At 38.2% G+C, this 22,549-nt stretch carries 15 protein-coding genes, 1 pseudogene and 1 riboswitch; of the genes and pseudogenes, 8 read left to right on the plus strand and 8 right to left on the minus strand.

Translation table 11 applies throughout. The features are described 5' to 3' along the window. Positions 1-282 precede the first annotated feature (282 nt). The 3 genes from ACFIM8_RS07690 to ACFIM8_RS07700 all read right to left on the minus strand — a co-directional run bounded on the left by ACFIM8_RS07690 (position 283) and on the right by ACFIM8_RS07700 (position 2,380). On the minus strand, positions 283-426 hold the full coding sequence (locus ACFIM8_RS07690) for a hypothetical protein (RefSeq protein WP_375607370.1): 144 nt from the start codon (positions 424-426) through the stop codon (positions 283-285). A 1,071-nt stretch (positions 427-1,497) separates the two neighbouring features. Continuing rightward, positions 1,498-1,704 (minus strand): Trm112 family protein, encoded by a 207-nt coding sequence (locus ACFIM8_RS07695; protein WP_375614754.1) that lies wholly within the window; start codon positions 1,702-1,704, stop codon positions 1,498-1,500. A gap of 13 nt (positions 1,705-1,717) precedes the next feature. After that, a complete protein-coding gene (locus ACFIM8_RS07700) occupies positions 1,718-2,380 on the minus strand; it encodes an LON peptidase substrate-binding domain-containing protein (protein ID WP_375610818.1) in 663 nt (220 codons plus the stop codon). A gap of 445 nt (positions 2,381-2,825) precedes the next feature. Further along, positions 2,826-2,923: riboswitch (glycine riboswitch) on the plus strand. Between the two features lie 136 nt (positions 2,924-3,059). Between ACFIM8_RS07700 and gcvT the strand changes: the two genes are divergently transcribed. Genes gcvT through gcvP form a run of 3 tightly spaced genes read left to right on the plus strand, consistent with a single transcriptional unit; the run spans position 3,060 to position 7,348 of the window. Then, a complete protein-coding gene (gcvT, locus tag ACFIM8_RS07705; RefSeq protein ID WP_375607354.1) occupies positions 3,060-4,172 on the plus strand; it encodes a glycine cleavage system aminomethyltransferase GcvT in 1,113 nt (370 codons plus the stop codon). Positions 4,173-4,178: 6 nt separating this feature from the next. Next, complete coding sequence (gcvH, locus tag ACFIM8_RS07710) at positions 4,179-4,547, plus strand: glycine cleavage system protein GcvH (RefSeq protein WP_375607353.1); 369 nt, start codon at positions 4,179-4,181, stop codon at positions 4,545-4,547. A gap of 5 nt (positions 4,548-4,552) precedes the next feature. Then, positions 4,553-7,348, plus strand: a complete 2,796-nt coding sequence (gene gcvP, locus ACFIM8_RS07715; RefSeq protein WP_375607369.1) for an aminomethyl-transferring glycine dehydrogenase — start codon at positions 4,553-4,555, stop codon at positions 7,346-7,348. A gap of 1,535 nt (positions 7,349-8,883) precedes the next feature. Here gcvP and alr read toward each other — a convergent pair. Beyond that, positions 8,884-9,999 (minus strand): alanine racemase, encoded by a 1,116-nt coding sequence (gene alr, locus ACFIM8_RS07720; RefSeq protein WP_375614755.1) that lies wholly within the window; start codon positions 9,997-9,999, stop codon positions 8,884-8,886. Between the two features lie 1,076 nt (positions 10,000-11,075). On the opposite strand from alr, the gene ACFIM8_RS07725 reads away from it, so the two are divergent. Together ACFIM8_RS07725 and ACFIM8_RS07730 are read left to right on the plus strand one after the other, a co-directional pair. After that, positions 11,076-11,903, plus strand: a complete 828-nt coding sequence (locus ACFIM8_RS07725; protein WP_375607351.1) for a ferredoxin--NADP reductase — start codon at positions 11,076-11,078, stop codon at positions 11,901-11,903. A gap of 34 nt (positions 11,904-11,937) precedes the next feature. Beyond that, a pseudogene (locus tag ACFIM8_RS07730) lies at positions 11,938-12,369 on the plus strand (ferredoxin--NADP reductase); the annotation flags it as partial. On the opposite strand, the gene eda reads toward ACFIM8_RS07730, so the two are convergent. Then, on the minus strand, positions 12,348-13,013 hold the full coding sequence (gene eda / locus ACFIM8_RS07735; RefSeq protein WP_375609694.1) for a bifunctional 4-hydroxy-2-oxoglutarate aldolase/2-dehydro-3-deoxy-phosphogluconate aldolase: 666 nt from the start codon (positions 13,011-13,013) through the stop codon (positions 12,348-12,350). The pseudogene ACFIM8_RS07730 and the gene eda sit on opposite strands and share 22 nt — an antisense overlap. Positions 13,014-13,128: 115 nt before the next feature. Here eda and ACFIM8_RS07740 point away from each other — a divergent pair, with 115 nt between their 5' ends. The 3 genes from ACFIM8_RS07740 (at position 13,129) to ACFIM8_RS07750 (ending at position 17,555) form a co-directional block, all read left to right on the plus strand. Next, entirely contained in the window at positions 13,129-14,046 is a 918-nt protein-coding gene (locus tag ACFIM8_RS07740) for a rhodanese-related sulfurtransferase (RefSeq protein ID WP_375607349.1), read from the plus strand. A 1,716-nt stretch (positions 14,047-15,762) separates the two neighbouring features. Beyond that, positions 15,763-16,896, plus strand: a complete 1,134-nt coding sequence (locus ACFIM8_RS07745; protein ID WP_375609695.1) for a type III PLP-dependent enzyme — start codon at positions 15,763-15,765, stop codon at positions 16,894-16,896. A gap of 74 nt (positions 16,897-16,970) precedes the next feature. Continuing rightward, a complete protein-coding gene (locus ACFIM8_RS07750; protein ID WP_375614756.1) occupies positions 16,971-17,555 on the plus strand; it encodes a GNAT family N-acetyltransferase in 585 nt (194 codons plus the stop codon). 1,446 nt (positions 17,556-19,001) lie between these two features. Here the strand turns inward: ACFIM8_RS07750 and ACFIM8_RS07755 are convergent. The 3 genes from ACFIM8_RS07755 to ACFIM8_RS07765 all read right to left on the minus strand — a co-directional run bounded on the left by ACFIM8_RS07755 (position 19,002) and on the right by ACFIM8_RS07765 (position 22,257). Then, a complete protein-coding gene (locus ACFIM8_RS07755) occupies positions 19,002-20,573 on the minus strand; it encodes a DHA2 family efflux MFS transporter permease subunit (protein ID WP_375607346.1) in 1,572 nt (523 codons plus the stop codon). Positions 20,574-20,597: 24 nt separating this feature from the next. Next, entirely contained in the window at positions 20,598-21,692 is a 1,095-nt protein-coding gene (locus tag ACFIM8_RS07760; RefSeq protein WP_375607345.1) for an HlyD family secretion protein, read from the minus strand. 172 nt (positions 21,693-21,864) lie between these two features. After that, a complete protein-coding gene (locus ACFIM8_RS07765) occupies positions 21,865-22,257 on the minus strand; it encodes a Fur family transcriptional regulator (protein ID WP_375607344.1) in 393 nt (130 codons plus the stop codon). Between the last annotated feature and the right edge of the window lie 292 nt (positions 22,258-22,549).

The raw sequence follows: 22,549 nt of genomic DNA on the forward strand, positions 1-22,549 counted from the left end.
GTTAGATATATGATTATAAATCAAAGTGCTATTTCTAAGTTAAACTCGTTAGAATTCCGATTATTTACATACCAGATTAGATTAAGCATTTTCATTCTCATGAGGTATGGGGAGACAGGCAAAATTCTTGTCAAGATTATTAAGGACTTTGATTATCCTTGCGGTGAATTTATGAAAATAAGGGGTTATTTTTTTCATCAGAAATCAACTGCAAAATTGCTCTTTGTTTTTTGCGGGTCAGTATTCTGAAATTTTTCAAAAGTAAATATTCTGCTTTGCTTGCTATTCTGTCATCACAATGATAGAGGTTCTCTTCTTTTTTGCGCTATCAGCATAAAAGAAGGAAACGGGAACATCTAATATATGAGCAATTTCCTGTAAACGTCTTGCACTTACGCGATTTAAGCCTTTTTCATATTTTTGGATTTGTTGAAATGTTACGCCTAAATGACTTCCTAATTGTTTTTGAGAAAACCCCCATGACGTTTCTTCTGAAGCGAATTTTTTTGCCTAAAGAAATATCGTAAAAATGTAGATTTTTAGCTTTCACTTGATGTCCCCACCGGTTGCGAGCGCCCTCGCATTAGTATTCCGGGGTCTGGAAGTGCTGACTCAAAACAGCCTCTTGCTTTTAGTGCTGAAAGCACTTGGACATAACAAGAGCCCCCGGAAATTCCGGGATATCCGCAAAAGCGGTTTTATTTCTAGTTTGAGTTTTTCGGGCTTCCAGACCCTATTTGATTGTTGCGTATACAACCAAAAACACAAGCCTCCTTCATAAGGCAATTACTTTCAATCGTCAATTGAAATTACAACAGTGTTTCTTGTTTATTTTTTCAAGTTTTCACGTAATTAATGCGTGTATTATACATAAAAATATTGCTTGAGATACTTTAGATACTTTTAAAAATTGTAAAGCGGAATTAAAGGGTGATGGCAAGGTAATGGGGAGATTTTCTCCTTTACGATTTTATGTTTTCTCTCCCAAATTAGGTTGCGTCTTCGTTTCAAAGATTATGCAAACAGATAAATATTCTTGTCTTCTATATGGTATACAGAAGATGATACAGCTTATCGTTTTTATTCATCTTAAATTGAGGTATCTCAAACATGTTGCTCGTAAATAGTATAAATTAAAGTCCATGAAATATAACAATCTTTATGTTTAATATAATAAACTTCATTCACTTGGGTTGATTCAAAATGTTATTATGGCCTTTGTATTTAAAAGGTTCATAAGAGCCATTTTTATTCCCTTTTTAATTATTTTTATTCAGATGCTTGTGTTGTGCAAGCGAATGGTTTTGATTGCTTTAGTATGAACAGGCTGGAATGAGAGAATCTGGTGATATTTTTGGCTTTTGTTACAAGGTGTAAAGCGATATAAATATCTTTATTGTAAAACGCTTTTTTTCAGAATTCGTCAATACTTGAGATATCATATTGATAGAGGCTTGATAACAGTGGGCTTGTAGAGGGAAATTGCATGAGGATTTTTTATTTTTTATGCGTTATTTCTTCATTGTTTTGCAAAGAGCGCGCTTCTGAGGCAAGCATAATGGGAACGCCATCACGAATAGGGTAGGCAAGTTTGGCTTTGAGAGAAATGAGCTCTTGTGTTTTTCGGTTGAAAGAGAGCGTGCCTTTCGTCATTGGGCAGACGAGCAATTCGAGCATTTTGGGATCTGTAGTCATTTTTTTCATGTTTGGATATTCATTAGTTTAAGCGGTAATCTGTTCCTGTTTGTTTCATGAGCGAGCGTTCTGTTAATGCAAGAAGAGTTTGGGCACGGCTTTCGATATCTGGAGCTTCAAGGAGAGCTTGTTTTTCTGCTGGTGTAAAGGGGATAAGGGCAGAAAAAGCATTAACCAATATAGGTGTAGGGGCTTCTATGATACTGCTCCAATTATATTCCATTTCATGGATGGTTAGATATTTTTCTACAACGTCGAGTAAGTTCTCTCGGTTAATGCTTTCTTCAATATCAAATTCTTGCAAGTCTTTTATGTTTGATTGGATGAGAGCTGTTCGATAGGATTTTGTGTTTTTCAATTCTTGTTCTAAAGTGAAGCGGCAAACACCTTGTAAGATAATGAACAGTTGTCCATTTCCTGTTTCACTGTAGTTTGTAATGCGCCCTATACAGCCTGTTTTATAAAGTTGTGTAGAGAAGCGATCTGTATCCGATGAAAGTGGTTGAATAATGCCCAATAGACGATCAGTTACCATAACATTTTCAATCATTTCAAGTGATTCTGGTTCAAAAATGTTAAGTGATAAAAAACCACCGGGTAGTAAGAGTGCACCTTCTAAAGGAAAAAGAGCAATTTGCTTTGGAAGATCATTTTCGCAATTGTAAGAGATATTACCAGCTTTCATGAGTATTTTGTCACCTTTGTTCGGTAGTTTTAGTCTGTAAATAGTCGCTATTTATGACACTATTGAGAAAGCAGAAAACCTACTTCTTGTGCATTAAAATCATACTTATAAAATATTTGAAGTCCTTATTCTCAAAAAGAATATGAAACCCTATCTTTAAGGTTGAACTGTGCGCGAAAGAATATTGCTTGCGATCTTTTTAGTGTGTGACGTTTTGCATGATTTTCAAGAGGTATTTTTGTTTATAGCTTTTGATTTTTGTCTTAAATTTCCTAAAATGTGTTCCTTGCAATTTTTGTAAGGTTCAAAAGGATAATATTATAAATCTTTTGAAGCAGCTTATGCAAGTTTTAAAATGAGAGTATTTTCATCACTTTACTAATGACAGTGTGATAAAGATAGGCTATAGGTTTAAATATGCTGGAAAGAGCGTTATCGTTTCTTTCATTCTTTTGCGGGAGAGTGCAGATTGCAAATTTTCGCATTGCCGCCGAAGGGGAAATAGCCCATAATCTCTCAGGCTTTAAGGACCGTAAAAGGAAGAAGGCAGATCTGGAAAGTCGGGAGAACCCGCGCCGAAGGTGTAAGCGGAAAATTTTTTCGCGAGTCTCTCAGGTTGATGACAGAGGGGGCAGAGACGACCATATTCTGTGGGCGTTAGCGCAGCTTTGGAGTTATTATGGGCACAGCACAAGAAACATCTTTTTTAAAAACACTTCCTTTATATGATTTGCATGAAAAAGCAGGAGCAAAATTTGGTGCTTTTGCGGGCTGGAACATGCCTTTAACTTATCCTCTTGGCGTTTTAAAAGAGCATCTTCATACGCGTGCACATGCAGGACTTTTTGATATTTCTCATATGAAATTGATTGCAGTTGAAGGGGCACAAGCCGTGGAATTTTTGTCCTATGCTTTTCCCATTGATGCAGCAGCTTTAAAGATTGGACACTCACGGTATAATTATTTGCTTAATGAGCAGGCTGGTATTCTTGATGATCTTATCATTACCCGTTTGGAAGAGGGCCGTTTTATGTTGGTTGCCAATGCTGGGAATGCACAGGCTGATTTTGTAGAATTGGAAAAGCGTGCGGTTGATTTTGAATGTCAAGTGATTGCCCTTGAAAGGGTATTGCTTGCGCTTCAAGGTCCTGAAGCGGCAGCTGTTCTTGCTGATGCGGATTTGCCAGGGAATGAATTGTTCTTTATGCAAGGATTCGAACCACAACAGGATTGGTTTATAACGCGTTCTGGTTATACGGGAGAGGATGGTTTTGAAATTGCTTTGCCTATAGGGCATGCGCATATGTTGGCTGAAAAATTGCTGAGTGATTCTCGTGTTGAGTGGATTGGACTTGCAGCACGCGATAGCTTGCGGTTGGAAGCGGGGCTGTGTTTGCATGGAAATGATATTACCCCTGATACGACACCTATTGATGCGGCTCTAACATGGGCTGTTCCTAAAAGTGTTCGAGAAAAAGCACAATTTTATGGTGCAAAGGCTTTTCTTGAAGCACTGCAAAAAGGACCTGCTCGTTGTCGTGTTGGATTAAAACCGCAAACGCGCCAACCTATTCGTGCCGGTGCGCTGCTTCTTGATGATCAAGGTAATGAGATTGGCGTTGTAACATCAGGTGGTTTTGGTCCTTCTTTTGAGGGGCCTGTCGCGATGGGTTACGTTCCTGTTGATTTTAAAGTTGAAGGAACACAAGTCTTTACAGAACTGCGAGGCAAAAAGATTGCACTATCAGTTCATTCTCTTCCCTTTGTTGAACAACGTTATTTTAAAGGATGATTTTTTATGTCTAAAACTTATTTTACACAAGACCATGAATGGCTTAGAGTTGAAGGACAAGTAGTGACTGTTGGGGTTACGCATTATGCGCAAGAGCAATTAGGGGATTTGGTTTTTGTTGATTTACCACAAAGTGGAACAAAACTTTCCAAAGGAGAGGCGGCGGCTGTTGTGGAATCAGTGAAGGCGGCTTCAGATGTTTATGCTCCTCTTGATGGTGAAGTGGTCGAAAGAAATGAAACATTGGCGGATAATCCTGAATTGGTAAATCAGAAAGCCGAAACAGAAGGCTGGTTATGGAAGATGACATTGCAAGATGAAACTCAACTGGACGAGTTGTTAGATGAAGATGCTTATAAGGCTTTGATTGGATGAGTACCATGATCGAGCGTTCTTTTTCTTCTCGACATATTGGGCTTCGTCCTGATGAAACACAAAAAATGCTTGATGTTTTAGAGCTTGATAGTGTTGAGACACTCATTTCTCAAGCTGTTCCGCACTCTATCCATTTGGGACGTTTATTGAATCTTCCAGAGGCCGCTAGTGAAGGACAAGCCTTGGAAGAACTCTCCAAGATGATGGAGCGTAACCATGTGCATAAAAGTTTTATTGGGCAAGGATATCATGGGACTTATGTGCCTCCGGTTATTTTACGAAATCTGTTTGAAAATCCTGCTTGGTATACTGCTTATACGCCTTATCAAGCAGAAATTAGCCAGGGTCGTTTAGAGCTTTTGTTTTATTTTCAGACATTGGTTAGTGAACTAACAGGTTTGCCTGTTTCTGCTGCTTCCCTTCTTGATGAAGCAACTGCTTTAGCTGAAGCCAATGCCCTTGCTTTTCGCTCTTTCCGTGAGAAAAAAACAAAAATTTCTCTTCAGAGTCTTTTACATCCTCAAACTTTGAGTGTTGCGCAAACGCGTGCTGAAACACAAGGGATTCAGATTAGCCAAAATGGCGAAATTGATTCTGATACAGCGGCAATTGTTTTATCGTGGCCAGATACAAAAGGTTCTTTTCATGATTACAGTGAGATCATAAAAGAGGCAAAGGAAAAGGGAGCTTTAGTTATCGTTGTAGCTGATCCTTTAGCGCTTACCCTTCAGGAGCCACCTGCTCAATGGGGGGCAGATATCGTTGTTGGCTCTATGCAGCGTTATGGCGTTCCGATGGGATTTGGTGGTCCACATGCTGGTTACCTTGCTGTGAGTGATGCGTTAACGCGTCTTATTCCAGGGCGTATTGTTGGTCAATCCGTGGATACCAAAGGGCGCGTTGGTTTTCGTTTGGCTTTGCAAACACGTGAACAACATATTCGGCGTGATAAAGCGACGTCAAATATTTGTACAGCGCAGGCTTTGTTGGCTAATATGGCAACCGCTTATGCTGTTTGGCATGGGCCAAAAGGCTTACAAGAAATTGCACAGCGAATTCATCATTTAACATGTCGTTTTGTTGCTGGTTTAGAAGCAGCAGGGGTTCATGTTGAAGGGAAAAGCTTTTTTGATTGTGTGAGTATTTCTGTTAAGGGAAAAGCGCGTGAGATTGCGCATCAAGCCAAAATAGGTGGGCGCCTTATTCGTGTTCTTGATGATGACACTATTGCAATCAATTTTGATGAATTATCAACAGAAGGAGATGCTGGTGCTTTAGCGCAGCTTTTTGGGGCACAATTAGGCGATAAGGCTTCTCCTCGACTCTTTGGAAAAAAACGGGAGGCTGCTTTTCTTTCTCAGCCTTTTTTTCATGCGGTTCATTCAGAGACAGATATGATGCGCTTTTTGCGTCGTTTAGCGGATAAGGATTTGGCGCTGGATCGCGCTATGATCCCTCTTGGTTCTTGTACAATGAAGCTTAATGCTGCGGCTGAATTAATGCCTGTAAGTTGGGCTAGTATGGCCAATATACACCCCTTTGTTTCACAAGAGGATGCAGCGGGATATTTGGAGATGATCAACCAGTTAAATGCGTGGTTGTGCGAAATTACAGGATTTGCGCAAGTTTCTTTTCAGCCAAATTCTGGTGCTCAAGGTGAATATGCTGGGCTTTTGGCTATCCGACGATATTACCAATCACGGGGAGAGCATCAACGTACAGTTTGTCTTATTCCTGCATCTGCGCATGGTACCAATCCAGCCTCGGCCCATATGGCAGGGATGGAAGTCGTTGTGGTAAAATGTTTAAGCGATGGTGATGTTGATGTAGACGATCTCAAGATGAAAGCGCAATTGCATAAAGATAAATTGGCTGCTCTTATGATTACTTATCCTTCAACCCATGGTGTTTACGAGGAAAGCATTAAGGAAATTTGTTCTATTATTCATGAAAATGGCGGACAAGTTTATTTTGATGGTGCTAATCTCAATGCCCTTGTGGGTCTTGCTCGTCCTGCGGATATTGGCGCTGATGTTTGTCATATGAATCTTCATAAAACATTTGCCATTCCCCACGGGGGGGGTGGTCCTGGTATGGGACCAATTGGTGTTGCAAAGCATCTCAAACCATTTTTACCAGGTCATGAACAGGATGGGACAACACATGCGGTTTCGGCTGCTCCTTATGGAAGTGCGTCTATTCTTGCGATTACATGGATGTATATTCGAATGATGGGGGCTGATGGCTTAAAATATGCAACACAAATAGCCATTTTAAATGCCAATTATATTGCTGCACGTCTTTCACCAGTTTATTCCATTCTTTATCGGGGCAAGCATGGGCGTGTTGCGCATGAATGTATTGTGGATACACGCGTGTTGAAAGAGCAGTATGGGGTGAGTGTTGATGATATTGCAAAACGTCTCATTGATTATGGATTCCATGCGCCCACGATGTCGTTTCCTGTTCCGGGAACTTTGATGATTGAGCCAACGGAATCAGAACCAAAAGCAGAGATTGATCGTTTTTGTGATGCTTTACTCTCTATTGCTGAAGAGGCTAAGAAAGTTGGTAGCGGGGTTTGGCCAAAAGACAATAATCCATTGGTGAATGCCCCCCATACAGTGGTAGATACTTTAGATGATGCTTGGGCACGACCCTATTCGCGACAAGAAGCTGCTTTTCCCAACAGTTTTCTTGATCCAGCCAATAAATATTGGCCTCCTGTATCGCGTATTGATAATGTTGCGGGAGACAGAATGCTTATTTGCTCGTGTCCGCCATTGGGAAATACCTATTAAACGAAAAATATATATTTAATTGGTTTATTTGCATGAACAAAAAAAGCCCACACATTTTGTGTGGGTTTTATGCTTATTGGTTCTGTTGCTATGGCGTTATTTGTCTGTTTTCTAGAATTTTGCATTGTTTTTTATAACATGAGCAAAATCGAAAAAGTTGACAAAAAAGCTGTGTTTTGTCGGCAATAGGTATGCTCTCCTTTGCCTTCTACCGTATGACATGGTTTTAGTGACTAGGCCATCGGTCTAGCCAGCTAATCATGTAAACGAGAGCGAAACCTATGAGGATAGGTCACGTCTGTTGCATGTGTTGTGATATACTACTCGTCACTAGGGTGACGACGACCGGTTGTAGAAAGAATAAAATCAATTTTAGTGTTTTTGATGATAAAGACACGCGAAACTCTGTTGTTGCATCTTTTCGAGTCAAAAATTGTCTAAATATTTCTCTTTAATCTGCTTTTTATAAATATGACGCAAAAATATATAAGAACATCTGTTAGAATGAGCAAACGCAAAGCCAAATGTATTATGGGTATTTTTTACAAGGTGTCTTATAAAAAGCCGGCACATCTTTCCACTTCATTGCAAGTCAGTTTGTGACTTTACGGCGCTGTTTTCCTAAGAGCTCGTGTGCTTTAGCTGTTTCCTGTAAATCAACATCCAAACTTAACGCAGCGAAATTTTTTGAGCCAGAGATTGAGAAAAAAGAGCTTTATGAGTAGTTCCTGCTTTTGTTTGTCAGATGAGGGCGAGGGAATTGCGTATTTTTGTTGACGTAACCTTTTAAACTGGAAGACAATCTAATTTTGGAAAAATGTAAAGCCGTAAAGATAAAAATCAATCCTCAGTTTATCATCTCCTTTTAATTCAGCTTTGCGGCTTTCAAAAGCATTTAAAGCAATGTTTTTTAATAATAGGGATTGCACATTGCTCCATGCTTTTATTTATTGTGTTCTTTAGTGGGGGCACGATCCTCATGTGAAACAGAACGCTCCAAAAAGAATATACTTGGGTTGTTAATTCAGATGTTTGTTTTAAAGACACATTTCGCTTCCAATCCCATTTCGCGACGGCGCTTGTGAGTGGAACGATAAATCTATTAAGAGCCCCCCCAATCTTTACACTTCATAACGGAATAAGCCGGCACTATCATACATTTTGCCAGCGCCTAATGTTATAGCTCTTGGCACTATGGTTCATAAGAGGCATTATTCTTTTCTTAAATCATTTTTATCTACACATAATCCAGTTTGTGGTATGCAAGCGAATGATTTTAATTGGGAAATTAATTTTAAAAAATTTGTAGTAGATTCTTTTTTGTCAATTTATGGGGAAAGGTTAAGTTTTTGTATTTTAGATGAAAGCTACTTCCATAAAATAGTCCATCAACTTGTCTGTTTTGAGATTTCTGTGAATGTACGGTGTCTGTGACCATTCTGTGTGGTTGATTGTTGTAAAATCTTTTGTAAAAGCCCCTCAATTTTCTAAAATGATGATTTTTATCAATTTATTTCTTTATGGCTAAAGAGTTTTTATGTGTAAATGTATTTATAGCGGGAGCCAAGAGATGTTAGAATTTCATTGGGAAGGGTGTTGGCATCTACAGATACTTTTTCAAGTGTTTGATGGGGACCAATGAGTTCGATCCAGTCACCTGTTTGAGGTTTTTGTTCAAGATCGGTCGTATCTACAATAATGGAATCCATAGAAACCCGCCCAACCATGGGAAGTTTGTGCCCGTTGAAATAAACAGTTCCTTTATTCGAAAGAGCACGGAGCCAGCCGTCTGCGTAGCCTATAGAAATGGTTGCAAGAGTGCTTGGTCTGTTGGTTATAAAGCTTTCTGCATAACCAACAGGTGTATCTACATCAACAACACGGTTTTGAAGAACTTGAGCTTCAAGTTTTAAAACAGGTTTTAGAAGGGATGCGTGTTTTCCTGAGGGGGCGCTTCCGTAAAGTGCAATACCGGGGCGAACAAGATCAAAATAAAAATCTGATCCTAAAAAAATACCTCCAGAATTGGCAAAGGAAGCTCTACAGGTTGGTAGTTGCGCAAGGGCAGTTTTGAAAGAAGTTAATTGGGCATAATTTGATGGGTGGGTATCATCTTCTCCGTTAGCAAGATGACTGAGAATATATTTTATGTCTGCTTTTTCGAAAATTGTAGGGTGTTTGATGAGCTTTTGTAATTCTTTTTGATCAAGTCCTAATCGGTTCATATGGGTATCGATTTGAACAATTGCTGGAAATTTTTTATCTTTTTTTTGACAAATTTTTTGCCAATTTTCAATGGCATTCCAAGAGTTCAAAACCGGAACAATACCAGACTGTGCGACAAATTCTTCTGCTAAGTGTGGAAGTCCATTCAGAATGGCAATCATGACATTTGATGGTAAAATGCTTTTTAATTGGAGTGCTTCTCTGATTTGTGCGACAAAAAAAGTGCGACAACCAGCTTGATAAAGGGCAGGAGCAATTTTGTGAACGCCTAATCCATAAGCATTTGCTTTTACAACTGCTGAACATTCTGTTGGGGCTACACGTTTGGCTAAAGTGATATAATTGGCAACAATGGCACTGACATCAATGGTTGCGACAGCTGCATAGAGTGATGTATTTATTTCGTCATTAACGGAATTTTTCATTTTAAAATCTTATCTGTATTCGTGAAATACGCAGTTTTCTTTGGTTATTTTATAGAGGTTACTTATGAGAGATGAAAGATACGGTTTGCTATGGTCAAAATCATAAGAAGCCTATACTGCCATTAAAGTCGTTTTTTATGTAAAATGCTACTCTGGATATAAGAGATACTTTAGTTTTATTTGTGTTGTTATCAACATGGTGTTTTCTGATAATTTGTGAAGCATAGATTTTTATTTTTTTTATTTATTTTTAATTGAGGCTTCTTAAAAAAGAAAGCATAGTTTATTGTATTGTATCATTTTGAAGAGTGCAATGTTAGACTATTGTTGCTGGTATGATTGTTTTGATTAAATATTGCATTGGCTGCTTATTTAGAGAAGGTAAAATGATTAAATTAACCACGTTAAATCAATGCATTACAAGTTTTTACCATAAAGGGGAAGATCACTCATCTGTGTAATTTTGGATGTCATCTTATGCATTTAAAGTTACTTTTGTTAAATGGGAAAGAGTGTATAAACACTTTCTGATACATCAATAGCTGTTGATTTGGACATTATTTCTTTTCAAGATGAAGTGGGAATACGATATTTGCTTTTTATCGTTTGATTGGTTTTTAGTGAAATCAATTTATCGATCATAGAAGGTGTTCGACTCATTTATTTATGGAAAGGGCAGTGTAAAAAGGTCAGTAAAGAAAACAATGGATGTAATGCCGAAAACTTTGTTGTGGAGTCGTGCGTTTATCGTTCAATCCACAGATGTTTTTTCTCTCTTAATTTTAAGGTTTTCGGTTATAAATTTTGCAAAGAGAATAAAGTGTTGTAGCGGCACACTGTATACTATGCATTATGTGTTAAAGTGGAAAAGAGTACCGTGATTGCTTAACACTCGATGTTTTTGTTTCTCTTTGAATATGATTTGTATTCACATTTTTTTCATTCGATTAATTTTGACATAAAAGTGTTAATCTTAAGGCTTTTGGTTTAAGAAAATTGTTGGCAGATGATTATACAAGGATTATATCACGTCAGGGATTCGAAATTTAATAGTCAATAAAGATATGGGGAAGAGTATGAATACGTCTGCTACCAATGTTCCGTCAAACATCAGCAGCGTTGCAAATTTTCCGATTCCTGCGAATGTATTCGCTCTTACTGTCCAAGAGGTTTTTCACTATACAGATCGATTATTTAAATTTCGCCTGAATCGTCCGGAAAGTTTTCGTTTTCGTTCAGGTGAATTTGTTATGATCGGTTTGCCAAATGCAGAAAAGCCAATTTATCGTGCTTATTCGATTGCAAGTCCTTTTTGGGATGAACAGCTTGAGTTTTTTTCGATAAAAGTTCCAGGAGGGCCATTAACCGAGCATCTCCAAAAAATTAAAATTGGTGATACAGTTCTCATGCGTAAAAAATCTACAGGAACGTTGGTTCTTGATGCTCTTATTCCTGGAAAACGTCTTTATCTTCTTTCAACTGGGACGGGGATTGCTCCTTTTGCAAGCCTTATTCGTGATCCTGACACTTATGAAAAATTTTCAGAAGTTGTCCTTATTCAAACAACGCGCGAAAAGAATGAGTTAATTTATGCAAAAGATCTTGTTTCCTCTTTGCAACAAGATCCACTCATTGGAGAGTATGCACAACAGTTGAGATTTTATCCTATGACGACTCGTGAACCTTCTGAGCATATGGGCCGTATTACGACTGTTATGGAAAGTGGAGATTTTTTTGAAACAACTGGCCTTCCTAAAATTCATCCTGATGAAGATCGGGTGATGATTTGTGGTTCCATGGCAATGTTAAAAGATTGCGCAAGGATGTGTGAAGGTTTTGGTCTTGTTGAAGGGGCTAACAATGCTCCTGCTACTTATGTTGTAGAGCGCGCTTTTGTGGAGTAATGAGTGGGAAAATTGGTGCTTTATCTTCTTTCAAACCGGTACGGGGGGGGGTCCTTTTGCAAGCTTTATTCGTGATCCTGACATTTATGAAAAATTTGCAGAAGTTGTTCTTATTTAAATAACGCGAGAAAAGAATGGATTAATTTGTGCAAAAGATCTTGTTTCCTCTTTGCAACAAGATCCACTCATTGGAGAGTATGCACAACAGTTGAGATTTTATCCTATGACGACTCGTGAACCTTCTGAGCATATGGGCCGTATTACGACTGTTATGGAAAGTGGAGATTTTTTTGAAATAAGTGGCTTTGAAACAACAGGCCTTCCTAAAATTCACCCTGATGAAGATCGGGTGATGATTTGTGGTTCGATGGCAATGTTAAAAGATTGCGCAAGGATGTGTGAAGGTTTTAGTCTTGTTGAAGGGGCTAACAATGCTCCCGCTACTTATGTTGTAGAGCGCGCTTTTTTCGATAGAGAGGAGAGTTGTGTTGCAGTATGCGCTAATGCAGTAATCGAATCCCAATCACTTATTGCGATGAGCGGTTGGGGTGCTATCCAAGAACCACCAACGCAGAAGACATTGGGCAGTTGGAGCCATTGTATTGCACTTTTTTGTGTAATACCGCCTGTTGGGCAAAACCGGATATCAGAGAAGGGAGATGCTAAAGCTTCGATGAATGAAATACCTCCAGCAGCTTCAGCTGGGAAAAATTTAAGATATGAATAGCCTTTGTTTAATGCTTGCATGAGTTCACTTGGGGTCATTGCAGCGGGAAGAAGGGGAATTTCACTATTTTTTGCACAATTGATTAATTCATTGGATAATCCGGGGCTTACAATAAACTTTGCGCCTGCTTGTTCGGCTTGCTCGTAGTGTATCGTGTTGAGAACTGTTCCAGCGCCAACGATTGCTTCAGGGACTTCTTGGGTAATTTTCTGAATTGCTTTGAGGGCATTTGGTGTTCGCAAGGTGATCTCAATTGTTTTTAATCCGCCTTTGACAAGAGCGCGTGCTAAGGGTACAGCACTTTGTAGATTGTCAATGAGCAAAACAGGTATAACAGTTTGTCCTTGGAGATATAATAAAAGCTTTTCTCTTTTTTGGCACATGATATTTTTTCTTCTTGGAGATGATATTATTTGTATCGTTTGATTAAGCACAATATGTTAAAGAGTACATGAATAAATCTTGAAATTGAATGAAACGCGCGTTATGGCAAAACACATGGAAAAGAATTTTAAAGTTGCTGCACTTTATTGCTTTGCAGATTTGAAGCATTATCGTCAATTACAAAAACCTTTGCAGGATTTATGTCAAGCAAAGGATATCAAAGGAACCCTCCTTTTAGCACAAGAGGGAATTAATGGAACTGTTGCTGGTTCTTGTGCTGCGATTGAGGCATTGGTGGATTTTATTGTGGCGGAGCCAGCGTTTCAAACGCCGGAGATTAAATATTCATGGGCATCAAAGATGCCTTTTCATCGTATGAAAGTGCGGTTGAAAAAAGAGATTGTGACAATGGGGGTTGAAGGTGTTGATCCGCTAAAAGTTGTTGGTACTTACGTCGATCCTGAAGATTGGAATGCTCTTATTCAAGATGAAGAGACAATTTTGATTGATACACGGAATGACTATGAATATGCGATTGGGAGTTTTCAAGGAGCGATTGATCCGCAGATTAAAACATTTCGCGAATTTCCTGAATGGGTGCGTAAACATGAGGCTGATTTAAAAAAGAAAAAGAAAATTGCCATGTTTTGTACAGGTGGTATTCGGTGTGAAAAATCAACAGCTTATGTTCGTGATCTTGGTTATGAGCAAGTCTACCATTTAAAAGGTGGCATTTTAAAATATTTAGAAAAAATTCCAAAAGAAAAAAGTTTATGGTGGGGTGAGTGCTTTGTTTTTGATGAGCGTGTTTCTGTTCAACATGGTCTTGAAGAATGTGGACGCGAATTATGTCGCGCATGTCGTTCTCCTCTCAATACTGAAAGCAAGTTATCGCCTCATTATGAAGAAGGTGTTTCCTGTGACGCTTGTTATAACACACGCAGTGAAGCTGATAGAGAACGCTTTCGTGAGCGCCATAGGCAATTCCAATTGTTGAAGTTGCGGGCAATTGATTCTCATCAAGGGACATAACGATATCGTCGTGTAGGGATTTAAATTCTAGCTTTTTTCTCTTAAATTTAAGAGAGAAGCGTTTTTAATATTGGTAGAAAAGTTTTATAAGACCGGATGTTGTTCGGTCTTTTTTTTACGTTAATTTGTTGATTTACAAATAATGATTATAGATCGTTTGCTCTTCTTGATTTTATAGGAGTGAGTTCTCCAATATTGTTCATTTTAAAATAAAAAAGCTGTTTCCCAACAGCGCAGAGGAGCGGGATCTATAGTTTTAAGAGAAGAGTGTGTGAATGAATAAGATATGATTCACGAGAGAAGATAAAAGAGCAGCAGCAAAGTTAAGAGAAATAGAATGATAATAGGAGCTTATGATTTTAGAATTTCATATAGTACATTGATTTATAAATGATAATTTATTTAAATTTGAATAATAAGGGTTGAATATCGTGAAATTTACTTCTTTCGGATTTGATGATGACGAATTACACAATCTCATTCATTTGTATATTACAAATGGGAGCAATGTATGAGCAAAACTATTTAAGATAATATGACACATCTCAATGGAGGAGTTTCTGCAATATTGGAAGTTGGCAGATAAAGCGGGGACGTTAGTTATGTCACTTCATAAACATAAAGATGGTGATATGCCGTTGATCTATATCATATGAGCTATATTATACGGGGGCATGATATCTTTCTTAAGCGATGTTGTGAAATAGATGTAGAAGCAGGGATGTTTTTAAGATGTAGATGAGAAAGATAATGGCGTTTTGTGGGGAGATATCATGTTTTTTAAAGATGATGGTGCTTTAGTCGATCCCCGCCCTGTTTTCCATGTTACTAGTCCTTGCATTTGAGGGGATATATTAAGGGGGGATTTTACTCTTTTTTTCAATTGTTTTTTATTCATATATTGTTTTCTGCTTGTGATGCGCAAGAGAATGATTTTTCTTGATTTATTATTAAGGGAGGGAAATGAGAGAATTTTATGATGGGATTTTTGTTTAAGAGCAAAATAATAAATTATCGTTATAAATTAATGTGTTGAGTAATTTATTTTGTGTTATTTTCTGCTGCAGATATTAGGAGATAGAATAGGGTAAAGAAACGAGGGGCTTTTAAAGCAAGATAGTGCTTGATGTCGTACGGATGGTGTAAGGGGGGAATCCCATGAAAGCAGAGGGATGGTTTTGTCTGTTAGAGGAGGAGAGTGTTGTTTTTTCGCATCATTTTATCTTTAAGAATTAAAAAATGTTTAAAATTAAAAAAATGATTGAAATGAGAAAGGATTCGTTTTATAGGATGCCTTGCCCAAAGTCGCACGTGCCTGTGGGTGTCCGCTGGTTCTCAAATGGTGAGATTAACCGGTACGGTACCTGGAACTAACCGCTCCAGTCATTCTTACAGCCAATTGCAAGAATGAGGACATCTTGAAGCAACGACGGTGCGGGCCTTTCTGGTGTCTTCCAGTTTTTAAATACTGGGATAACTATAGAGGCACACCTCATTGCCTTCAGTGCGGAAGTGGTTTTCTCAACTCCAATCAAAAAGGCAGATAAAATAGAATAACGCGGCTTCGCGCTGTTCTTTCGCTGCATGCAATGCTAATTTCTGATTTTTTGTAATCAGAATGGGGATAGTTGTTGTGTGTTTTTTGTCCTTTAGCTTTTGGCAGTTTTGGCTGTCTAAGCGTAGAGTGAGGAAGCTTTTCCTCAAGGAGAATTGCAGATGGCAACACAACGTATTCGCGATTTTCTTGCAACACATCGTTCTGAAGGTCCATGCTTAATTGTTGACCTTGATGTTGTTCGTGACAACTATTTAAATTTTGAAAAAGCTCTACCACAGTCTCGTATTTTTTACGCAATAAAGGCGAATCCAGCTCCTGAAATCTTGCGTTTGCTGAGTTCTTTAGGATCTTCTTTTGATGCGGCTTCTGTTGCAGAAATTGAAATGGCTTTAAAAGCAGGGGCAACGCCAGAGCGTATTTCTTTTGGAAATACGATTAAAAAAGAGCGTGATATTGCGCGAGCATATGCATTGGGTGTTTCACTTTATGCAGTTGATTGTGTTGAAGAAGTGGAAAAAATTGCGCGTGTTGCTCCAGGAGTGCGTGTTTTTTGCCGTGTTCTTACCGATGGAAAAGGTGCAGAGTGGCCATTGTCACGCAAATTCGGTTGTGTCCCTGCTATGGCGGTTGATGTGCTAAGACGGGCACACCAATTAGGTTTGCAAGCTTATGGTGTTTCTTTTCATGTTGGGTCGCAGCAGGTTGATTTGAGTGCGTGGGATCGTGCTTTATCAGATGCTGCTACAGTATTTAAGCGTTTGGAACAAGAAGGTATATCACTGAAATTGGTGAATATGGGAGGCGGTTTTCCAACCCGTTATTTGAAAGATGTTCCTACAGAGCAAGCTTATGGTACCGCTGTTTTTGATTCATTGAAAAAGCATTTTGGTAATCGTATCCCTGAGACGATTATTGAGCCAGGGCGTGCAATGGTTGGCAATGCTGGTGTTATTCGCACAGAAGTTGTTTTGATATCTAAAAAAGCTGACAATGATAATGTACGATGGGTTTATCTTGATATTGGGAAATTTAATGGCCTTGCTGAGACTATGGATGAGGCTATTCGTTATCCCATTGAGACACCTCATGATGATAAGGTGATGGAGCCTTGTATTTTGGCTGGACCAACATGCGATTCGGCAGATGTGCTTTACGAAAAAACACCTTATCCACTTCCTCTATCTCTAACGATAGGAGATGAGATATTGATTCATGGAACGGGTGCTTACACAACAACTTATGCATCTGTTGCTTTTAATGGTTTTGAGCCTTTACGATCATATGTGATCTGACGTTTCTTTTTGACGATAGGGTTATTAGACTTTTGCGATGCTTGTCATTACGCTATAAGAGGGCGGTTATAGAGATGAACATGATTAATTTTCGAACAAAAAATGGGGCATGTTTTACACTTTTATTGGAGCAAGAAGCCGATAAGCCTTATCGAGAAATTTTGCTTGATTCAACGATGGGGTATGGACGTAAACGTAAATCATCAGAGACTTTACGGCGTGGTCGGCTAGCTGCTCAAGGGCTTTCTTTTGTGGTTAAAAATGCTCTGGGAGAGCTTGTGGGAAGTGTACGTCTTTGGCATGTTTCTTTTTTTAAAGAAAAAAATGAAACACAACATGCTTTACTCTTGGGACCTTTGGCTGTTGCCGCTGAATGTGCTGGTATGGGAATAGGATCAATTTTAGTCCGCCATGCAATTGAAACAGCAAAAAAATTGGGATATGGCGCTATTTTATTGGTAGGGGATTTTGAATTTTATCAACGTTTTGGCTTTTCAAATCGCTTAACAGAAAATTTGGCAATGCCTGGTCCTTACGAAAAACATCGGTTTCAAGCGTTGGAACTGATACCAAACTATCTTGCTGGGTGTTATGGCACTTTGGCTCCTAGTGGAGCACGAGCCGTTACAAGTCGTTTTCAGCATCATAAAGTGGCTTGAAGACTGTATTTATTGCGTTTGCAACAGTGCTGGCATTGAGGTGGGTTATACTGTTTTGATTAGTGTCAAAATGTTGATGCGGTACAAATTTTGGGGGTCGTTGCATTACGATTGTGTTATAAAGCCTTTTCTTTATGTGACAGGTTTCTTATTTTTAATAATTTCAGTTAAGTGACTAGAAATATATTAAAAGCGCATTTTTTTTGAAATAGCGTCATATTTTACAGGATTAAAGGAAACATATTTTTGAGTGGTTTTGTATTCTTTTAAAGCCGGTATCATCATATAATTTTTTAGTTCTCAATATCGTTGGTAGATCTTGCATAGAAACGATTCGGTATTTTACTCTTTTTTAAACCGTTTTTATCTCTCTGCTTTTCGTGCGCAAGGGAATGATTTTGATTGATTTATCATGAACAGGTTTTGAATAGAAAACTCTCACAATATTCAGATTGCTCATTATAATAGACAACATCATAAATTATGATTATAAATCAATGTCATGACTACGAGAGCTTTTCGTTTATACCACTGAATTTTTCACATCAGAAATGATTATTTGCCTATCGGGAAGAGAATCTTAGAAGCCTTTCTAAAGTATTTGGAGGTGGATTCAATAGCGACGAATGTGCATTTTTGAGAGGTTAAACAAGTGTCTAGACGTTTACTATTGAAGATGTGAGGGAATTTCTGTCATTAACAGTTATGGAGCCACCATGGTAAGAGTAGGGCATAGAAGGGGATCATTTATTGATCAATTTTATTCAAAAAGAGAGATATTTTAAGAAATTTTATACAATTTTAGCGCCTATCGAAAGAGAAGAGGCTTTAAGAAAGAAAAATACGCGGCAGTAGAATCAAAACTGTAAGTATTAGCTTCTTTAAAAGGGCGTAAAAAATAAAATTACATGTTTAAAAGCTGCTTTTTTGAAAAAACTCTCCATTACTTTTTTGCTATCAAGACAACTTGTTTTGCAATTGGCATGAGAGGATCAAATACAAAATGATTTTTTCATGTAAAATTTTGCATTCAGAATCAAAAAACGTTATCCTACACATTATAAGGGAAATAGGTGCGTGAATAAAAATCACAAGAATCATAAATCTTTTATGAATATTCTTGTAAGACTCAAAAGAGTAAAGGGCAAAGAATCTTTTAATCTTTTGTGCCCTATGGTGATAAATCAAAAATCTGATAGAAATAGCTGCTTTATCTTTATAGTGTGGAGCATGTTAGGTAAGCTCTTTGTTTATTATCATCTAAAACAATTTTTATATGCGAGACGTTATTTTAAAAGTGCGTAAAGAGCTCGCATTGAAAAGGATTTTTATCAGAAGAATCATTTAGAATCACATGTTAATTTATATTGTCTCTTGAGAAGAGATAAAGTGAAAAAATCGAGGAAAGTGATAAAAATCAAAAATATTCTTCAATTTTAATGAATCTTAGTGTCTTGGTGGTGAATCCATGAGGGATGGTATTTTTTTGAGAAACATGGTCATAAATGCTAAAACACCAAAGATAATGGTTATGATAAAGAAAATATCACTAAAAGCCATAATCATTGCTTGTATGCGTGCTATATTAAACAATTGAGAAAGAGCAAGAGTGTAGGAATCAAAGGTTTCTGTTTTGAATAATAAAATAAGCTTTGAAAGCATTTCAGTTGCTTGTCTGTTTGCGTGGTTAAGTGTTTCGGCTATTCGTTCATAATGAAAGTCTGTGCGTTTTGTCATAAGAGTGCTGATAATGGCAAGCCCTACAGCACCACCTAGATTCCGTGTGAGATTAAAGAGTCCAGAAGCATTTTGCATTCGTTCTGGTGGAAGTGTTCCCAAGGCAATATTATTAATAGGAACCATACATAACATTACAGAAGCACCACGGAAAACTTGTGGCCAAAAAAGCTGCCAAAAATCCCACTTATCTGTGATAGCGCTAGCCATCCAAGTGCCTATTGCAAAACCAAAAAGTCCTATTGCCATCATTAAACGTGCATCCATTCGTGCTGAAAGGAATCCTGCAAGGGGAGCAGTTAATAACATGACGAATCCTGAAAGAAACAATGTTTCTCCAATCATCAGGGCATCATAATGGCGGATTTGGCTTAAATAGACAGGATAAAGGTACGTGAGTCCATAAAGACCTATTCCCAAAGAAAAGGAAAAAATGGATGCAGCTGAAAAATTAAAATTAGAAAAAGTAGAGAGATCTACAATGGGTTCTTTTGCTGTAAAAGCACGCCAGAAGAATAAGGCTGCAGCAAGAATCATGATAATAAATAAATTCCGAACCAGCTCATCATTCAGCCAATCATGACGTGCGCCCTCTTCTAGTACATACTCTAAAGTTCCTAGAAAAACAGCCATAGAAATGAGCCCCAACCAGTCAAATTTAGCCATGAGAGATGGATTTGCTTTATCAAAATCAATCAACTTCCAAGCGAGAATTGAAATAATAATCCCAAAAGGCACATTAATGAGAAAAAGCCAGTGCCATGATAAGATATGACAAAGATAACCTCCGACCGTTGGACCAATAGTGGGGGCTAATGTTGCGACTAGTCCAACAATAGGGGTAACAATTGGGCGTTTGGAAGGAGGAAAAAGAACATAAGAGGCGACAAAAACACTTGGGATAATTCCTCCACCAATAAAACCTTGCAATGCACGGTAGATAATCATCTCTCCAATAGATGTTGCTGTTGCACAAAGAACAGAAGTAATCGTAAACCCGATCGCTGATATGGTGAAGAAAACACGTGTTGAAAGCAATCGTCCTAAGAATCCAGAAAGGGGCAACATGATGACTTCAGCGATGAGATAGGAGGTTTGAACCCATGAAATTTCTTCAGAGCTCGCAGAAAGACCAGCTTGAACTTCGGCTAAAGAGGAGGCAACGATTTGTATATCCAAAATGGCCATGAACATGCCAAAGGCCATAACTATAAAAATCACAATGCTACGGATTTCTATACGCTCTTGAGACTGTATGGGCTTTGGTATTGAAGATGTCATAATAATGAGGTCATTTGCTTGTTATTATAAGAGACTTTTATCTTGTGGCTTTGTACGTGTATCAACTTCTACTGAAACACTCATTCCTGCTCGGATATGTCCGGTCTTTAAGACTTCTTCTGGAATAGAAATACGTACAGGAATGCGTTGGACAATCTTTGTAAAGTTACCGGTAGCGTTTTGTGGAGGAAGAAGAGAAAAAACAGCACCTGTTGCCGGTGAAATAGAAAGCACTGTTCCTGTAAAGACCTCCTTTTTGAAGGCATCAACAGAAATATAAGCCTTTTGTCCCGCATGAATATTTTGCAACTGTGTTTCTTTATAGTTTGCTTCAATATAAAGTGCATGGATGGGGACTAACGCTGCAAGACGTTGGCCATTTACAACAAAATCTCCCGTTTTTGCTGTTAAATTTCCTATGATTCCATCAAATGGCGCGCGTATAATAGTTGAATCAAGATCACGTTGTGCTTTTTCACGTGTGAGCTCTAAACTCTTTGTTTGGCTTTCTGTTTCACTTCGTTGTGCTTCTAGCACTTGGATATTGGCGCGTGCTGCAGCGATTTGTGCATCTGCACGGTTAACATTTGCGATAGCTTGTTCATAAGCTGATTTGGCATCATCAACATCAGATTGAGGGGCATAACGATTGGCTTTCAGTTCTGTTACACGTTTTAAGGTGAGTTGTGCATTGGTTGCTATGGCTGAAGCGGCTGCTTTTTGCGCTTTTGCATCATCTAAAGCACTATGAGCGGCTGTGATTTGTGCATCAATGCGTAGAAGTGTTTTTTTCTGTGTGTCAAGATGCGCTTCTGTTTGATCCAAGGCTATTTGATAATCACCATTGTCTAAGTAAAATAAAACATCGTCCTTTTTTACAACTTGGTTGGCTTTAATGGCAATTTTTTCAATATATCCATTTAATTTAGTCGCAATAGCGGCTATATCTCCTTGCACATAGGCATCTTCAGTAGATAACATATAACGCCATTGCGTTATCCATTTGTAGCTAAACCAAAGCACAAAAAGTGCAAAGACAATAAGAAGGGCTTTGATTACTTTTTTTTGTTTCGTTTTATCGAGATTTTTTGTTGAAAAAATTGTCTCAGATACGGACATGATTTATACTTCCAATATTTATGTTCCAACGAGTATAATAAGTCTATCACTACAGGGTAGGGTGATATACATGCAAGAGCGATAAGAGCTTTTCAAACAAAGGCGATCCCTGGTACATAATGCTAAATATATAAACTTGCAAGTTAGAGATCTTGTTTTCAAGTTAGCGGTCTTATTTTATTGCGCATTTTTTACAAAGACCTCGTACTTCTAGGGTGCTTTTATGTGCTTGGAAGTCAACAGCTTGAACCATCTGTTTTAAACTCGTTACAATCGTTTGATTTTGTATTTCGTTGACTGTGCCACAGTTTTCGCAAATTATAAACGTTGTAAGTTCATGTTGACAGTTTTCAGGGTGTAAACAGACCACAAAGGCATTTACACTTTCAAGACGATGAATACACTTTAACTGTACGAGTTTTTCTAACGCACGATAAACTTGGAGAGGTGCACGAAAACCTTCTTCGCGTAAGTGATTGAGAATCGCATAAGCACTTAAAGGCCCTTTTGCATTTTTTAAAGTGTTTAAAACCAATGTTTGGTTACGCGTCAGTTTAGATGACATTGACACCTTCCTTTTGCTCTTAAGGGAAAGCATAAAGCGTGTAGGCCGTTTATGCAATGGTGATTATAGAATAGGCCCTTTAACATGATACGCGTCGTGATATATAAGAAGAGTTGTAACTGTTGTGAGAGAAGGGAGACTTTGGGATCTGGAAGCCGCCGTGAACATACAATATATTGATTTTAATGATAGTTAATCGTTATTCATATTGAATAAGAATCCCGAATATCGTAAGATTGTCTCATTTCAAATCTGTTTATCTTGAATCAATCAAAACCATTCGCTTGCACGT

The sequence above is a fragment of the Bartonella sp. AC535YNZD genome (assembly GCF_042196625.1).
Taxonomy (GTDB): Bacteria; Pseudomonadota; Alphaproteobacteria; order Rhizobiales; family Rhizobiaceae; genus Bartonella.

What these genes read in the sequence shown, in the direction of transcription:
- ACFIM8_RS07695 (WP_375614754.1), bottom strand. Translation starts at nt 1,704, where the DNA reads ATGAAAAAAATGACTACAGATCCCAAAATGCTCGAATTGCTCGTCTGC.
- ACFIM8_RS07700 (WP_375610818.1), bottom strand. Translation starts at nt 2,380, where the DNA reads ATGAAAGCTGGTAATATCTCTTACAATTGCGAAAATGATCTTCCAAAG.
- gcvT (WP_375607354.1), top strand. Translation starts at nt 3,060, where the DNA reads ATGGGCACAGCACAAGAAACATCTTTTTTAAAAACACTTCCTTTATAT.
- gcvH (WP_375607353.1), top strand. Translation starts at nt 4,179, where the DNA reads ATGTCTAAAACTTATTTTACACAAGACCATGAATGGCTTAGAGTTGAA.
- gcvP (WP_375607369.1), top strand. Translation starts at nt 4,553, where the DNA reads ATGATCGAGCGTTCTTTTTCTTCTCGACATATTGGGCTTCGTCCTGAT.
- alr (WP_375614755.1), bottom strand. Translation starts at nt 9,999, where the DNA reads ATGAAAAATTCCGTTAATGACGAAATAAATACATCACTCTATGCAGCT.
- ACFIM8_RS07725 (WP_375607351.1), top strand. Translation starts at nt 11,076, where the DNA reads ATGAATACGTCTGCTACCAATGTTCCGTCAAACATCAGCAGCGTTGCA.
- eda (WP_375609694.1), bottom strand. Translation starts at nt 13,013, where the DNA reads ATGTGCCAAAAAAGAGAAAAGCTTTTATTATATCTCCAAGGACAAACT.
- ACFIM8_RS07740 (WP_375607349.1), top strand. Translation starts at nt 13,129, where the DNA reads ATGGAAAAGAATTTTAAAGTTGCTGCACTTTATTGCTTTGCAGATTTG.
- ACFIM8_RS07745 (WP_375609695.1), top strand. Translation starts at nt 15,763, where the DNA reads ATGGCAACACAACGTATTCGCGATTTTCTTGCAACACATCGTTCTGAA.
- ACFIM8_RS07750 (WP_375614756.1), top strand. Translation starts at nt 16,971, where the DNA reads ATGAACATGATTAATTTTCGAACAAAAAATGGGGCATGTTTTACACTT.
- ACFIM8_RS07755 (WP_375607346.1), bottom strand. Translation starts at nt 20,573, where the DNA reads ATGACATCTTCAATACCAAAGCCCATACAGTCTCAAGAGCGTATAGAA.
- ACFIM8_RS07760 (WP_375607345.1), bottom strand. Translation starts at nt 21,692, where the DNA reads ATGTCCGTATCTGAGACAATTTTTTCAACAAAAAATCTCGATAAAACG.
- ACFIM8_RS07765 (WP_375607344.1), bottom strand. Translation starts at nt 22,257, where the DNA reads ATGTCATCTAAACTGACGCGTAACCAAACATTGGTTTTAAACACTTTA.